The 15,060-nt window shown below is 62.4% G+C and carries 15 protein-coding genes; 10 read left to right on the top strand and 5 right to left on the bottom strand.

The features are described 5' to 3' along the window. Positions 1-346 (bottom strand): inorganic diphosphatase (locus AC5E6W_RS10530; RefSeq protein ID WP_491752250.1); only part of this gene is annotated, 346 nt, incomplete at its 3' end. Between the two features lie 235 nt (positions 347-581). Here AC5E6W_RS10530 and AC5E6W_RS10525 point away from each other — a divergent pair. After that, positions 582-1,232 (top strand): outer membrane beta-barrel protein, encoded by a 651-nt coding sequence (locus tag AC5E6W_RS10525; RefSeq protein ID WP_491752249.1) that lies wholly within the window; start codon positions 582-584, stop codon positions 1,230-1,232. A 93-nt stretch (positions 1,233-1,325) separates the two neighbouring features. Further along, the gene (hemE, locus tag AC5E6W_RS10520; RefSeq protein ID WP_491752248.1) at positions 1,326-2,432 is read left to right on the top strand and encodes a uroporphyrinogen decarboxylase; all 1,107 of its coding nucleotides are present in this window, start codon (positions 1,326-1,328) and stop codon (positions 2,430-2,432) included. Between the two features lie 134 nt (positions 2,433-2,566). Here hemE and AC5E6W_RS10515 read toward each other — a convergent pair whose 3' ends face one another. Further along, positions 2,567-2,941: a cupin domain-containing protein gene (locus AC5E6W_RS10515; protein ID WP_491752247.1), complete on the bottom strand. Its 375-nt coding sequence runs from the start codon at positions 2,939-2,941 to the stop codon at positions 2,567-2,569. A gap of 99 nt (positions 2,942-3,040) precedes the next feature. Here AC5E6W_RS10515 and AC5E6W_RS10510 point away from each other — a divergent pair, with 99 nt between their 5' ends. From AC5E6W_RS10510 to mqnC, 6 genes are all read left to right on the top strand, one after another. Next, on the top strand, positions 3,041-3,610 hold the full coding sequence (locus AC5E6W_RS10510) for an RNA polymerase sigma factor (RefSeq protein ID WP_491752246.1): 570 nt from the start codon (positions 3,041-3,043) through the stop codon (positions 3,608-3,610). Then, entirely contained in the window at positions 3,607-4,320 is a 714-nt protein-coding gene (locus tag AC5E6W_RS10505) for a hypothetical protein (protein WP_491752245.1), read from the top strand. Before AC5E6W_RS10510 ends, AC5E6W_RS10505 begins: the two co-directional genes overlap by 4 nt. After that, complete coding sequence (locus AC5E6W_RS10500; protein ID WP_491752244.1) at positions 4,317-5,120, top strand: secretin N-terminal domain-containing protein; 804 nt, start codon at positions 4,317-4,319, stop codon at positions 5,118-5,120. The genes AC5E6W_RS10505 and AC5E6W_RS10500 overlap by 4 nt, the downstream gene beginning before the upstream one ends. A 178-nt stretch (positions 5,121-5,298) precedes the next feature. Continuing rightward, the gene (locus tag AC5E6W_RS10495) at positions 5,299-6,327 is read left to right on the top strand and encodes a ferrochelatase (RefSeq protein ID WP_491752243.1); all 1,029 of its coding nucleotides are present in this window, start codon (positions 5,299-5,301) and stop codon (positions 6,325-6,327) included. Between the two features lie 116 nt (positions 6,328-6,443). Further along, a complete protein-coding gene (gene hemG, locus AC5E6W_RS10490) occupies positions 6,444-7,952 on the top strand; it encodes a protoporphyrinogen oxidase (RefSeq protein ID WP_491752242.1) in 1,509 nt (502 codons plus the stop codon). A 9-nt stretch (positions 7,953-7,961) separates the two neighbouring features. Further along, positions 7,962-9,008 carry a cyclic dehypoxanthinyl futalosine synthase gene (mqnC, locus tag AC5E6W_RS10485; RefSeq protein WP_491752241.1) on the top strand — a complete coding sequence of 349 codons (1,047 nt, stop codon included), beginning with the start codon at positions 7,962-7,964 and terminating at the stop codon, positions 9,006-9,008. On the opposite strand, the gene AC5E6W_RS10480 is transcribed toward mqnC, so the two are convergent. The 3 genes from AC5E6W_RS10480 to AC5E6W_RS10470 form a co-directional block, all read right to left on the bottom strand. Further along, complete coding sequence (locus AC5E6W_RS10480; RefSeq protein WP_491752240.1) at positions 9,005-9,298, bottom strand: hypothetical protein; 294 nt, start codon at positions 9,296-9,298, stop codon at positions 9,005-9,007. The two genes, mqnC and AC5E6W_RS10480, sit on opposite strands and share 4 nt — an antisense overlap. Before the next feature lie 142 nt (positions 9,299-9,440). Further along, complete coding sequence (locus tag AC5E6W_RS10475; protein WP_491752239.1) at positions 9,441-9,737, bottom strand: hypothetical protein; 297 nt, start codon at positions 9,735-9,737, stop codon at positions 9,441-9,443. Continuing rightward, a complete protein-coding gene (locus AC5E6W_RS10470; protein WP_491752238.1) occupies positions 9,724-10,026 on the bottom strand; it encodes a BrnT family toxin in 303 nt (100 codons plus the stop codon). Before AC5E6W_RS10470 ends, AC5E6W_RS10475 begins: the two co-directional genes overlap by 14 nt. 343 nt (positions 10,027-10,369) lie before the next feature. Here AC5E6W_RS10470 and AC5E6W_RS10465 point away from each other — a divergent pair, with 343 nt between their 5' ends. After that, positions 10,370-11,452 (top strand): PAS domain S-box protein, encoded by a 1,083-nt coding sequence (locus tag AC5E6W_RS10465; RefSeq protein ID WP_491752237.1) that lies wholly within the window; start codon positions 10,370-10,372, stop codon positions 11,450-11,452. 337 nt (positions 11,453-11,789) lie between these two features. After that, the gene (locus AC5E6W_RS10460; RefSeq protein ID WP_491752236.1) at positions 11,790-15,053 is read left to right on the top strand and encodes a TonB-dependent receptor; all 3,264 of its coding nucleotides are present in this window, start codon (positions 11,790-11,792) and stop codon (positions 15,051-15,053) included. Positions 15,054-15,060: the final 7 nt, after the last annotated feature.

Below are 15,060 nucleotides of genomic sequence, written 5' to 3'. Positions count from 1 at the left end.
AGCGCGGGTTTCCTTCGCCTACGCAGAGAATCTTTTCATCGCCCTGGCCCTGATCGATCATATCCAGCACGCCGATGGGGCGGACTTCCTGGATGCAGCCGGGGAAGCTGGGCGTATCGACCAGCACCAGCACATCCAGCGGATCGCCGTCGTGACCCAACGTGCTCGGGATGAAGCCGTAATCCCCGGGGTAGTGCACCGGCGAAAACAGGTTGCGATCCAGGCGGAAGACGTGCAGTTCCTTGTCGTATTCGTACTTGCTGATGCCCTCGAGGGGGATCTCGATCACCGCGTTGACGAGGTTAGGCGCCTTCGCGCCAATGGGAAGTTCCAGATAGTTCGGCATAGATTTTGGGTCGTCTCTTGTGGGACTGGGGATCGGAGGGCTCTTCGGCCGCCTGCTTTCAGTACGTTGCAGGGACGCGAAAAGGCCAACTCTTGGAGTGTATCGTCTTCGGCCCACGCAGGCTAACTCCGCGCCCCTGCGGGACATCCATCAAGAGGCGGGATCACCGCGACCGGATGGGGCACGGCACAGTGCAGTGCGTTCGGTCATATCCCCGCGCCCGAGGGAAGCAAGCATGAGCAACGCTATGTTACAGATACGACATAAATTACGTGCCAAACTGTACACCTGCGGAACGGCTTCGGCCGCCGCTCTTGCCGCCGCTCTTCTGGCGGCGGCCACCTTTGCGCCTGCAGCTGGCGCTCAGGCAGTCAACACCGCCTCCAAGACAATGGACATCTCGATCTTCGGCGGCTATGACTACCTGAAACCCGACTACGGCCCGTCCCACAACAACGGCGTCACCGTGGGAGCCAACTTCACCCGTTACTTCCGCTTCCCCATCAAGCCCAGCCTCGAGACGCGCTTCTCCTTTAACAACGGATCGACAGTCAACGAGAACACCTACCTCGCCGGCGTACGTGGACAGATGGAGTTCGGACGCTTCCATCCCTATGCCGACTTTCTCCTCGGCGATGGAACCATCCACTACAACTTCGTAGTCAATCTCGGAAACCCCACCGCCTACCGCAACGACAACAGCCTGGTGAAGTCGCCTGGCGTCGGTATCGACGTCGACCTCCTCCGCAACTTCCAGGTCAAGGCCGACTACCAGTACCAGTTCTGGTATCTCGGCAAGAACGACTCCCTCAGCCCGAGTGCAATTACCGTGGGCGTCGCCTATCGCATCCCCTTCAAGCCCCGCTACGAGCACGCCGTGCACTAGAACGGGACATCCCATCTCGTCCAGAGGCGTGAGGTTCGTCACTCGCACCCCGAGGTGGCGATGCTAGGCTTTGGTGCAGGAGTAGACCGCCTCTTGTCCGAAACCGCCACTAGCATCGTCACCCCCGCCCCCATTGCCTCCGGCTCCAGCCGATTCGTGCGCGCCTGCCTTCGCCAGCCCGTCGACCGCACGCCCGTGTGGTTCCTCCGCCAGGCCGGCCGCTACATGCCGGAGTACATGGCTGTGCGTAAAAATCACTCGCTGCTCGAGATCTGCCGCACGCCGCAGGTCGCCGCCGAGGTGACCATCACTGCCGCCGAGCGACTCGGCGTTGACGCCGCCATCATCTTCGCCGACCTCCTGCTGCCCTTCACGCCCATGGGTCTCGACTTCGAGTTCGTCAACGGCGAAGGCCCCGTGGTGCACCAGCCCGTCCGCTCCCTCGCGCACGTCGAGGCCCTCCGCACCGACCGCGCCGAAGAGCTCAGCTACGTCGCCAGCGCCATTGAGATCGTCGCCAAGCACTTCGCCCCGCCACGCGCGGACGGCGACACACTCGGCATCATCGGCTTCTGTGGCGCGCCCTTCACCCTCGCCAGCTACATGATCGAGGGCGGAAGCTCGCGCAACTACATCGACACCAAGAAGCTGATGTACGCCAGCTCGCTCCCCGGCTCGCCCGACGCCAAAGCCTGGCCATTGCTGATGGAGAAGCTCATCAGCGTGCTCACCGAGTATGCCCAGCAGCAGGTCAACGCCGGCGCCGACGTCATCCAGGTCTTCGACAGCTGGGCTGGCGCGCTCTCCGTCTCCGACTATCGCGACTACTGCCTCGCACCCACCACCGAGCTCATCAAACGCATCCGCGCCATGGGCGTCCCCGTCATCTACTTCGGCGTCGACACCGCCTCGCTGCTGCCCACCTTCAGCGAGACCGGGGCCGACGTCCTCGGCCTCGACTGGCGCGTGCCACTGGACGAAGGCTGGAAGCTCGCCGGCTCAGGCGTAGCCGTCCAGGGCAATCTCGACCCCATCACGCTCTTCGCGCCGGAGCCCGTGCTCGAAGCCCGCGTGAAGGAGATCCTCGCTCTCGCGAACCAGCGCCCAGGACACATCTTCAACCTCGGCCACGGCATCGTCCCCGGAACCCCCGTGGACAACGTGATCAAGGTCGTGGAGCTTATCAAGCAGCACGGCTAGTGTTCTTCTGCGAAACCGCGCGATGAGGGAGCACAACGACGGGTATCCCGTAGCCGTCCTTCCTCATCGCTCAAACCTGAAGACCTCATAGCTCTACAGATCATTGCCGTTATCAAAGCCACGGTCGCACCGGGCTACACCCACACATCATTCGCAGCCGTGCGCTCCAGCGTCTCGCCGTCGCCCGTGTTCACCACACCACGCGGCTCGATGAGCATCACCCGCGCCTCCACCGCGGCAAACGGTTTATGCTCTACGCCCCGCGGGACGACGTACATCTCTCCCGGCCCCAGCGTCACCGCGCCGTCGCGGAAGTCGATCCTCAGCTCGCCCTCGACGACGAGAAACGCCTCGTCCGTCTCCGCATGCGAGTGCCACACGAAGTCTCCCTCCAGCCGCACCAGCTTGAACTGGTAGTCGTTCATCTCCGCGATCACTCGCGGGCTCCACAGTTCGGGAATCTTCGCAAACTTCTCTTCCAGGCGAATAGGCTCGTAAGGCTTGCTCATGAGCCGCACTCTACCATCCCGAGACGCGTTCGCCCTCGCCGCGCTGCTCTGCGAAAAATTTCCCGAGCGCTTTCTGCACTCGCCCGTCTGTGGGATTAGATGAGCACTGCACTGGAGGGCCTGGGGATGGCGCTGCCGCGCGCGACGGCAGCGGGCGGGTCCGCGCACGCCGAAACCGATCTCGCTCCCCTGGTGCAGGCGCATGCCGCCACACTCTTCGGCGTCGCCTACTCCATCGTGCGCAACCCCGCCGAGGCTGAAGACGTCGTGCAGGACACCTTCGTGCGCGTGCTCGAACATCGCAAGCGCCTGCCCGAAGTCCGCGACCTCCGCGTCTGGCTCATCCGCATCGCGTGGAACCTCGCGCTCGACCGGCGCAGACGTCCTGCGCAGGAGACCGCGGACGATGTCCTGCTTGCTCGCCTGGTAGCGCACGAGCAACCCGCTGACGCCGCGCTCGCAGACACGCGCCGCCTGCGAGCCGTCCTCGCCGCCATGGACGGCTTGCCGAAGTTGGAACGCCAGGCGCTCCTGCTCGCCGGCGTCGAAGAATTCTCGACCGCGGAGATCGCGGCCGTGCTGGAACGAAGTGATTCCGCAGTGCGAGCGCTGCTCTTCCGCGCCCGCACCCGGCTCAAAGAACGGCTGAAGAAAGGAGGCTACGCATGAACGCAGAGAATCTCAACGACCACTTCCATCTCGACCGCCAGCTCGACCACGACGTGGACCGCGTGCTGCGCGGATTCGCGCAAGCCACGCCGCCCGCCCACATGGAGCAGCGCGTCCTCGCCCACATCGAACGGCGCGAGCAGCAGCCCACCGCTACGCATCCCTCGTGCTCTTCCCTGCTGGCGCTGCGTCCGCGATGGGCCTTCGCCACTGCCACGCTCGCGCTCGGCCTCACCACCATCGCGCTCATCACGCATAGCCATCACGCTCCCCACACCATCGCGAGCAACACTCCCACCGCGCCTCATGCTCCTGTGATCGCAGACAGCTCCGCAATCTCCACCATACCTCGCTCCATCGGATCGTCACCTAGGCGCGCGATCCAGCAACACCCGCCCAGGAGCACAACACTCGTTCCAGCAGGAAACAAACCCGAGCCACTCGACGCCGCCACCTGCCACTGCGATCCCATCGCCCTCGCCGAAGCCAGCGCGCCCAGCCACCCCGCGCCGCCCATCCCCATCACTGGAGAAGAGCGGCGCATCCTGCGCCTCATGCGCGCCGGCCAGTATGAACAGCTCGCCCAACTCGACCCCAGAAACCTTGAGCGCGAGATGGCCCGCGAGCGCGACGACTTCAACGCCTACTTCCAACCATCCGAACCTCTGCCACAGCCCGACCCGCCTCAAGAAGGAACCCCACAGCCATGACTCGACTCCCTCTCTCCCGCACGGCGACGATCGCCGCGCGCAGCCTCCTCGCGCTCGCCTTCGCCACCACGCTCGCCTCCGCAGCCCTGGCCCAGGGCGACGACAAACCCGCCGACAAGAAGCCGGAGGCGGCCCATCGTCCCAGCTGCAGCCTGACCAACGAATGCACGATGCGCACCTTCCAGCTGGCCAACATCGCGCAGCAGAACGATGCCAACGAGATCCTCGTCGCCTTGCGCAACATGCTCGATCCCTACGTGAAGATCTATCTCGTCGCCTCGGAAAACGCGATCGTGATCGATGCTGCGCCCGATCAGCTCGCGCTCGCCGAGCGCCTCATCCACGAGCTCGACAAGCCCAAAAAGACCTACAAGCTCACCTACACCGTCACCGACGTCGACAACGGCAGGACCGTCGGCACGCAGCACTACTCCATGATCATCGTCGGCGGCCAGCACACCACGCTCAAGCAGGGCTCCAAGATCCCCGTCGCCACCGGCTCCTACTCCACCGACCACAATGCGTCGCAGACCCAGTTCACCTATCTCGACGTGGGAATGAACTTCGACGCCTCGCTGATCGAGATGGGCGATGGCGGCCTGCTGAAGAGCAAGGTGGAAGAGTCGAACCTGGGTGAGCCCAGCACCATCGCCGGCGTCACCGAACCCGTCGTCCGCCAGACCGTGCTCGAAGGCACCGCCAGTCTCACGCTGAACAAGCCGCAGACCCTGGGCTCGGTCGACATCACCGGCACCACGCACCGGCTCGACATCGTCGTGACCATGCAGATCGCCCCCTAAACCACCGAGAGAGCGCTCGGGGCTGAATCCAGACCTCAGCGAAATCGAATTCCTCCCGGGGCGCGGCTCTCCTCAACCGCGCCCCGTTTTCTTGTGGTCATCGTTTGAGCCGCACTTGTCCACCCTGTGCGGTTCATCACGGCACCGGAACCGCCGCTTCGATACCATGGTTCCAGCGATGTCCAGCACCGACCAACCCGCCATCCTCCTCCTCGCGCACGGCACCCCCGATGTCCTCAGCGAGATGTCCGCTTACCTCGCCAACGTCACCGGTGGCCGCCCCATGCCGCAGCACGTCGTCGAAGAGCTGCAGCATCGCTACGCCGAGATTGGCCTCCGCGACGAGCCGCTCCCCGAGGGCCCGCCACTCACTCGCTGGACTCTCATGCAGGGCCGCCTGCTCAGCGAGCTGCTAGGCCGCAAAGTCTACGTCGGCATGCGCAACTGGAAGCCCTACATCGCCGACGCAGTCGCCGAGATGAAGGCCGATGGCGTCCAGCACGCGAAGGTGCTGTGCCTCGCTCCGCAGAAGTCCCGCACCTCCACCGGCCTCTACAAGCGTGCGCTCGACAAGGCCGACGAAGGCGCCTTCACCTACGACTTCATTCCCGGCTGGGCGCACGAGCCGCTGCTCTCCAAGGCGTTCGCCGAGCGCATGCGCGTGGCTCTCGACGCCGCCCGCGCCAAGGATCCCAACGCGATCGTGCTCTTCACCGCGCACTCGGTACCATGCCGTACCATCCGCCCCGCCAACCACGAAGAAGCCGCGATCGGCTCCGCCCACGCTCCCGGAGCCCCCGTCCCCGCCGACGGCCTCCAGAACTACGGCACCCACGACGAAGGCGATCCCTACCCCGTCGAGTGCAAGCAGACCGCGCGCGAGATCGCCGCGGAGCTCGGCCTCCGCGATGACGAGTGGGTCTTCAGCTTCCAGAGCCAGGGCATCGCAGGCGCTCCATGGCTCGGCCCCAGCGTGGAGGACACACTCACCGCGCTAGCCCAGCAAGGCATCAAGTCCGTAGTGATGCAACCCGTCGGCTTCCTCTGCGACCACGTCGAGATCCTCTACGACATCGACGTCGCCTTCAGCACCTTCGCGAAGCCGTTAGGCATCGAAGTCACCCGCGCCCAGAGCCTCAACGACTCGCCAACACTGATCCAGGCGATCGCCAAGGTGATTCATGGGGAGGAAGCTGTTAGCTCTTAGCTTCTAGCCTCTAGCTCTTCGTTCTTCTTTCTTCGTTGATGGTCGCTTCTAAGCGGAATTGTCATCCTGAGCGCAGAGAAGCTCCTCGCATCTCGCATCTCGTATCTACTCTTCTTATGAAACGAATCGCCATCCTCGGCGGAGGGATCTCCGGCCTCACCGCGGCGTATGAACTCGAGAAGCGACGCCGCGCCGGCGAGGCGCTGGACTGGCACCTCTACGAAGCCAGCGACCGCCTCGGCGGCATCCTAGAAACCGCACGCATCGGCGCGCCCGAAGGCGACTACCTTCTCGAAGGCGGCCCCGACGGCTGGGTGAGCGAGAAGCCGTGGCTGCGTGAGCTAGCCATCGAGCTGGGCCTCGAGAGCGAACTCATCTACTCCAACGACGAGACCCGCAAGACCTGGATCCTCGTCAACGGTGTCCTGCAAGCCATCCCCGACGGCATGCGCATGATGGTTCCCACCGACCTCAACGCACTCGAAGACTCACCCCTGTTCTCCGAGAGCGCCAAGCGTGCCTATGCCCGCGAAATCCTCCTTGCGGAAGATCTAAAGCGCGACGCTCCCGATGCGGACGAATCCGTGGCCAGCTTCACGACGCGCCACTTCGGCGAAGAAGTCACCCGCACCCTCGCAGCCCCTCTGCTCTCCGGAGTCTTCGGCGGCGACGTTACGAAGCTCAGCGTCCGCGCCGTGATGCCGCAGTTCGTCGCCATGGAACGCGAGTACGGCTCGCTGATCGTCGCGCTGCAGCAAAAGACCGCACAGCGCGGCGACCGCAAGCAGCAACCCATCTTCACCTCGCTAAAGCGAGGCATGGGCTCTCTCGTTGACGCGCTCATCGACCGGATTCCGCAAGACCGCATTCACCTGCAGCACCGTTCCGTCGGCCTCTTCCGTGTCGACGACGCGGGCGGCAGCGAGTGGAGCATCGACTTCACCGTCGGCAAAAAACGCCAAACGATCGAGACCTTCTCCGAGCTCATCGTTGCCACGTCACTTGATGCCGCCCGTGCTCTGCTGGCGCCCATCGATGCCATCGACATGACTCATGTCCCTGTCGGTGGCTTTCTCTCCCTCACCCCCATCGACGCCAGCTCTGCCATCCTCGCCGCCTTCGCCTGGCCCGCCAATCTCGCGCAGCAGTTCACCATCCCCGAAGGCTTCGGCTTCCTGGTCCCAACAGCGTCCGACGCGTCGCCCTCTGGACCCTTGACCCTGGACCCTGGACCCTGTCTCCTCGCTTGCACCTTCGTCGATCAGAAATTCCCCCATCGCGCTCCCGCGGGTGCCCGCGTGATCCGCGCCTTCTTCGGCGGCTCCTCCGCCGACGCGCTCACGAACGCTTCCGACGACCAGATCGCCGCCGCTGCGCTGCGACAGCTCCGCACCATCCTGCAGCTCGAGAGTCCCATCCCCACCCCGGCGCACACCGCCGTCCGCCGCTGGCCCCGTTCCCTGCCGCAGTACGAGGTCGGTCACCTCGACCGCATGAGCCAGCTCGACGAGCTTGTCGCCCGCATCCCCGGCCTCCACCTGCTCGGCAACAGCTACCGCGGCGTCGGCATGCCCGACCTCGTCCACGAAGCTCGGCAGACCGCGGACGCCATCGCCCGGGCGTAAAATGTCCTCATGGGCATCACACGCCAGCAGGCTCTTGATTGTTTCGCGTCCGACGATCTGATCGGCATCGGCATGGAAGCCGATGCCCTTCGCCGCAAGCTGCACCCTGAGGGTGTCGTCAGCTACATCATCGACCGCAACATCAACTACACCAACTTCTGCACCGAGTACTGCACGTTTTGTGCTTTTTATCGTCCACTGAAGGGGAAACTCGCCGCCGAAGGCTACATCCTCGACTTCGACACCATCTACGACAAGATCCGCGAGACGGTGGAGATGGGTGGCACCGGAGTGCTCATGCAGGGCGGCATCCATCCCGACCTCAAGATCGACTGGTTCGAGAGCCTCTTCACCGGCATCAAGCAGCGCTATCCGCAGATCTGGCTGCACTGCCTTTCGGCCTCGGAGATCCTGGCCATTGCCGAGTACTCCGAGCTCGATCTGCGCACCACCATCGCCCGCCTGCGCGACGCCGGTCTCGACTCCATTCCCGGCGGCGGAGCCGAGATCCTCGATGACGAAGTGCGCGCCCGCATCGCCCGCCTCAAGTGCCGGACGGAAGACTGGCTCAGCGTCCATCGCACCGCCCACGCTCTCGGCATGCGCACCACCGCGACGATGATGTTCGGCGTCGGCGAGACCATGGAGCACCGCGTCAACCACTTCGAGGTCGTCCGCCAGCTGCAGGAAGAGACCGGCGGCTTCACCGCCTTCATCCCTTGGAGCTTCCAGCCACACAACACCGCGCTCGGCGGCCGCGGCTGGGATGAGGCCACCTCGGTCGAGTACCTCAAGACCCTCGCCATCAGCCGCATGTACCTCGACAACATCGAGAACGTGCAGGCCAGCTGGGTGACCCAGGGCCTCAAGGTCCTGCAGATGGGCCTTCGCTTCGGTGGCAACGATGTCGGCAGCGTCATGCTCGAGGAAAACGTCGTGAAGGCCGCAGGCACGTCCAACTGCACGACGGAGGAAGAGCTCCGTCGCATCATCCGCGACGCCGGCTTCAAGCCGGTGCAGCGAGATACGCTCTATACGACGATGTTCCTGAATTAGTGGTCGATCTTGTTCACGTAACTCAGCCACGCCTCACTCAGCGGCTCATTCAGAAACTCCTCCCATTGGTCGTCTGACATCGAAGATCCTACATATTCAAAAGGTACCCAAAAGCGTTGATACTTCTCGTTCGTTCCAACGAGCACTGCTCCGTTGTCCATTTGCACGCAGCTCGATAGCCCATCAGGAGCCAGTGGTTTAGGCGATGCGCGAAAGCCCTTCGGCAAGGTACCCAACATTCGGGTATTGATCACGTGAGCAGCGCGAATTGCGTTTGTGTCATCGGTCATAAAGCCTCCCTAAAAGCGAACAGCCCACGGATTTCCCGTGGGCTGAGTTCGGCAGCCCAGTTTCCTGGAGCCGATCTCATCTGCCTTGCTTGCAAAATAATCGAAGATCCCTAAGTCCGCCACACAAAAATCGTGCTGCAGTTCAAGCCCGCTTCAAACCGGCCTCTTTAATCGCAGCAGCAATATCTTCATCCTTCACGCCCCGCTTGCGCAGGCTCTCGGTGAGAACTGCGACGTTCGCTCCCTCAAGCTTCTCGAGGTCCTTGCGCAGCCCCAGGCTGATGTAAGCCTTGATCAAACTCTGATAGCCGGAGAAGCCCAGCATCGGTGCGATCTCTTTGAGTTCCTCGATGACACGTTCGGGGATGCGCAGGCTGATGGACGTCATCACCCGCGGTGTCTCCATCCTCTCGAACATCCGTTCCTTAGCCGTCTTCATAGAGTTCCTCCTCTTTCCGGGTCGCTCTGCGTGCCGAGATGATCCGAATCACCTCTTGCCCCTGCACGAGGTGGACAACGTAAACGATCTTCCCCTCGTCCGTGATACCGATCAAAGCACTGCGAGGTTCATCGTCGGCAGTTGCATCCACATACACGGAGGCTTCGTCGAAGAAGGCCTCGCAAACCTCCTCGAAACTGACGCCATGTTTGGAGCGATTCTCGATCGCCTTCGCTGCGTTCCAGAGGAATGTTTGGCTCCGATGGCGGTAAAGAACATCCACGCCCATTGTATATACTTTCGATATACACGGGAGCAAGTAGATTGGGCGACATCGTGCATCCGCGATGCCGGCTTCAAGCCCGTCCAGCGCGACACCCTGTACACCACGACGTTCCTGAACTAGGCTCTCTGCAGTCCGCATTCTGGAAAACTCGTCCCAAATAGGCTAAAACCACGCCATTGTGGTAGCGGCTCTTCCCCAAAAGGTGCATGACGCCAAGGCCTTACGTCCTTCCCTAATAGATTTCTATCGTGTTCGATGGAAGTGGAGCGACTCCACTCCTCAACCGATGCAGGACCCAACCAAACCTTCTGGCAAAACGCTGCCTCGCACATTCGCGAGCTCGTCCTTGTCGTCGCTCACATCCAAGGGTGTGGTCCCGGTATCGCTCACGCTTCCCCGGCCGAACAGCGAGACCTACAGCTCGCTCCTCGAGGCCATCGTCCGGTCCACCGACGATGCCATCATCACGAAGAACCTCTCCAGCATCGTCACCAGCTGGAACCCTGCCGCGACCAGCATCTTCGGCTGGGAAGCGCACGAGATGATCGGCCACTCCCTGCTGCGGCTCATCCCACCCCGCCTGCACCATGAGGAGATGGAGGTCATCCGCCGCCTCCGCAGCGGTGAGCGTATCGCTCACTACGAGACCGTACGAACCACCCGCGAGGGCCGCGAGATTGAGGTCTCGCTCACCATCTCGCCTCTCACCAACTCCCGCGGCGAGATCATCGGCGCCACCAAGGTCGCCCGCAACATCAGCGACACTCGTGCCGCCGAACGCGCCCGCCTGCAGCTCGCCGCCATCGTCGAGTGCTCCGTCGACGCCATCATCGCCTATGACCTCGACGGCCGCATCACCAGCTGGAACGCCGCCGCCGAACGCCTGCTTGGCTACTCTGCGAAACAGGTACTCGGCGAGCCCATGACGATCCTGGTCCCTGATAGCCTCCGCGAAGAAGAAGACCGCATCGCCGAACAGCTCCTCGCCGGACAGTCCGTGGAGGCCTTCGACGCCCTGCGCCGGCATCGCGATGGCAGCGCCGTGGAGGTATCCGTCTCGGTCTCGCCACTGCTGGACAGCGACGGCAACGTCATCGGTGCGTCCCAGTTTCTCCACGACATCTCCCAGCGCAAAGATCTCGAACGTTCCCTGATGCAGGCCGAAAAGCTGGCCTCCGCCACGCGCATGGCTGCCGAGTTGGCCCATCACGTCAGAAACCCGCTCGAGGCGCTCACCAACCTTCTGTACCTCGCGAAGGAAGAGTCGAACAATCCGGCACAGGTACGAGCCATGCTCGAAATCGCCGAAGACGAGCTCGAACGCGTAGCCCAGTTCACGCAACGCTCGCTGAACGCCAGCCGCCGCAGCGCAGAGGATGCCGAGTACAACTTCGCTCATCTCAGCGAGACGCTGAGCGCGGCAGACTAAGCTTCTCTTTTTACTCTCCCCATTCGTCCCACAACACCTGAACGGCCCCGTGATATATGTCGGGGTCTTTTTGCATGCCCTGATATACCACTTACTCCGGGATAACTATTTTCGTTTTTCCCTATTGCCAAACGAGGGCCGCGACATATAATCGCTGAAATTTTCCAAAATGTAACGCGGCCGCGTTCCCAACCCTACAGAGTCACGAGACGAGTTTTACCTCTAGCAGGACTGGCAGTAATGTGCGGCCCATCCGTGGCCAGCACACGGCAGTGATCTCTTGCACCTGCGCTTTTGCGCGGGCAAGTAACTTCTCGACTTAAAATTCGGAGGCCTCATGGAGACACCCCTTATGCGCCGAAGCTGGCTTCTGGCGCTCGCAGTGTTCCTTACCTTGATTCCAGCGGCAGTGGCCCAAACCTATCGTGGCAGTATCAATGGAACGGTCGTTGACCATACCGGCGGGATCATCGTCAAAGCAACCGTCGTCGCCACCAATGTAGGGACCGGCGTCGCCACCACCAGCGTCACGTCCTCCGGTGGGGACTTCCTCTTCAGCGATCTTCCGCTCGGCTCATACTCCGTCACCGTCACGGCATCCGGCTTCTCCACTGCCAAGATTGACGGCATCCCGGTCTCGGCCGGCGTGGTCTATACGCTGCCTGTAACGCTCTCCGTCTCGAGCACTGCGCAGACCATCGAGGTCGACGCTGCAGCCCTCGTGCTTGATACCACCACGAGCACGCAAACTACCGTACTCGACTCCAAGACCGTCGCGGACATTCCCCTCAATGGGCGCGACTTCACGCAGCTCATCTCGCTCACGCCGGGCTATGCCGGCTACTCCGGAGGCGGTTACGGCTCGCTCAACGGAACCCGCGCCAACCAGATGAACTGGCAGATCGACGGCGTGGATAACAACGATCTGTGGCATAACATCCCCGCCGTCAACCAGGGTGGCGTCAGCGGTATCGCCGGCATCGTCCTTCCCATCGACGCCGTCGACCAGTTCTCCGCCCAAACCCAGTCCGGCCCCGAAGGCGGCCGCAATCCTGGCGGCACCGTCAACCTCACCCTCAAATCCGGAACCAACCAGCTCCACGGCACTATCTATTACTTCAACCGCAACGAGGCTTACGGCGCCAAAAGTCCTTTCTCCCCCACCAAGCAGAAGGTCCGCAACTACAACACCGGTTTCTCCGTCGGCGGTCCATTGCTCAAGGACAAGCTGTTTGGTTTCCTCACCTTCGAGCATCAGCGCTTCGTCATTGGTGAATCCGGCACCGCCACCGAACCCTCCGTCGGCTGGCAGACCAAAGCCAAGGCTCTTCTCGCCCAATACAACGTCCCCGTCGACCCCGTGATGCAGGGCGTCCTGAACACCCTCTGGGGAAGCAGCGTTCTCGCCCAGGACACCGTCGGAACCGTCAATAACTTCCACTCCAACGACCCCGAATACGGCTACAGCTGGAACGGCCTCGGCAAGGTGGACTATCACCTCTCCTCCAAGGACAACCTCAGCGCGCGGTGGTTCGTCGGCCAGGGCAACCAAGTCGCTCCCGTGGGCTCGCAGCTGCTGTCCTTCTACGAGGTCGCTCCTCTCCACGTGCAGAACATCGCCCTCGTCTACAACCGCGTCATCTCGAACTCGATCTCCAACGAGCTCCTCGCTGGCGTCAACTACTTCAATCAATTCTTCGGCGATTTCAATACCAACTACAACGTGCAGAGCCTCGGCTTCGTTACCGGCGCGCCGTATACGAACGCTCCCAACATCGTCATTGGCAATGCCAACGCCACCGGTGGCGGCACCAGCTCCGCCAGCGGCGCCTTCGATCCGGTCGGTCTTACCCCTCCCGAGGGCCGCAGCGATATGACCGGGCACCTCACCGATCAGCTCTCCTGGGTCAAGGGCAAGCATCAGATGCGCTTCGGCGGAGAGTACCGCAACGCCCGTCTCGACGAGTTCTACAAGCGGCATGCCGTCGGCGCGTTTACCTTTGATGGAACCCGCGTTGGTGCAGAAATCCAGGCCAAAAATCCGAGCTACAACCCCGATTCCTACATCGCTCCCCTCGCGGACTTCCTCTCCGGCCAGGTCTCCGCGGCTTCCATCGCCATCGGTAATCCGGAGCGATTCGTTTACGTCAACACCTGGTTCCTCAACGCCGGAGACACCTGGCAGATCACGCCGAAGATCAGCTTCAACTACGGCATCCGCTACGACTACGAAGGTCCCTTCCACAATGGCAGCCAGAACATGTCGGTCTTCCGGCCCGCTCTGACCGCCACCAATGGCCTCGCCTTCCAGGGTCAGCAGATCGCCAACATCTACCCCCGTTACTTCAAGAACTTCAGCCCGCGTGTCGGCTTCACGTATTCGCCGGATACCAAGACCGTCTTCCGCGCCGGCTACGGCTTCTATGCTGACACTCCGAACCTCAACCCCTTCCTCGACAATCGACCCGGCAACCAGGCGCCCAACGGCGTCGAAGGCAATCCCGGAGGTCCCAACCCTGTCTATACCGTCGGCGCTACCCCCCAGGCTCAGACGGAGATCCTTGCCAACACTCCTATCTTCCCTTCTGCTCTCAACGGTTCGCCCTGCGCCGCAACCTCACCCTGCGGCGTCTTCTCCATAGACCCGAACTTCCGCCCGTCCTATAACGAAAACTTCAACGTCAACGTGGAGCGCACTCTGACCACCAACGTGATCGCCCAGCTCGGCTACGTCGGCTCACAAGCTCGCCACCAGCTCAGTCTGATCGACATCAACCAGGCCAAGCCGGGCGTCTATGCCACCGATACCCAGCGCCAGACCACGCGTCCCTACTTCAGCCAGTATCCGCAGTATGGAAACATCAACCAGGTCGAAAGCATCGGAACCTCGAACTACAACTCCCTGCAGGCCACGCTGCGCATCAGCAACTGGCACCGTCTCTCTTCCTCGACAACCTACACCTGGTCGCACGCTCTCGATGAGGTCACCGCCTATCGCGGCGCCCTCCCGCAGAACAACCTGAACTTCAAGGGCGACTATGGTAACTCGGACTTCGACACCCGCAATACTTTCGTCAGCTTCGTCAGCTACTCCATCCCGGGGACTGCCCACTTCCGAGCACTCACCAACGGCTGGCAGCTCAACAGCCTGTTGACCTTCCACGGCGGCCAGCCCTTCACTGTCCACGCCTCAGGCGACATCAGTGGAACGAATGAAGGTAACGACCGCGCTGTCCAGATCGGACCCGCACACGTCGGTTACCAGGGCCAGAGCACCACCGCAAACTGGATCGATCTAACCGCCTTCGCCAACCCTGCCCCCGGCACCTTCGGGACAACACGCCGCAACGCCTTCTATGCTCCTGGCTACAGCGACGTGGACTTCTCGGTCTTCAAGGACACGAAGCTCGGGGAACGCGTAACCCTGCAGCTTCGCGCCGAGATGTTCAACCTCTTCAACCGCGTCAATTATGCTCCTCCGTCACCTTCCGTCGGTGGCAGCTCGACGCTCTACGACACCATCGGCGACTACAACGGCGCTCCAGGCATCGGCGCAGGCGAAGCCTTCAACACCCAGCTCGTCGCGAAGATCATCTTCTAACCGGCCC

This window comes from Bryocella sp. (genome assembly GCF_058498515.1).
The sequence above is the reverse complement of the archived record's forward strand: the minus strand, read 5'-3'. Positions and strand labels throughout refer to the sequence as shown.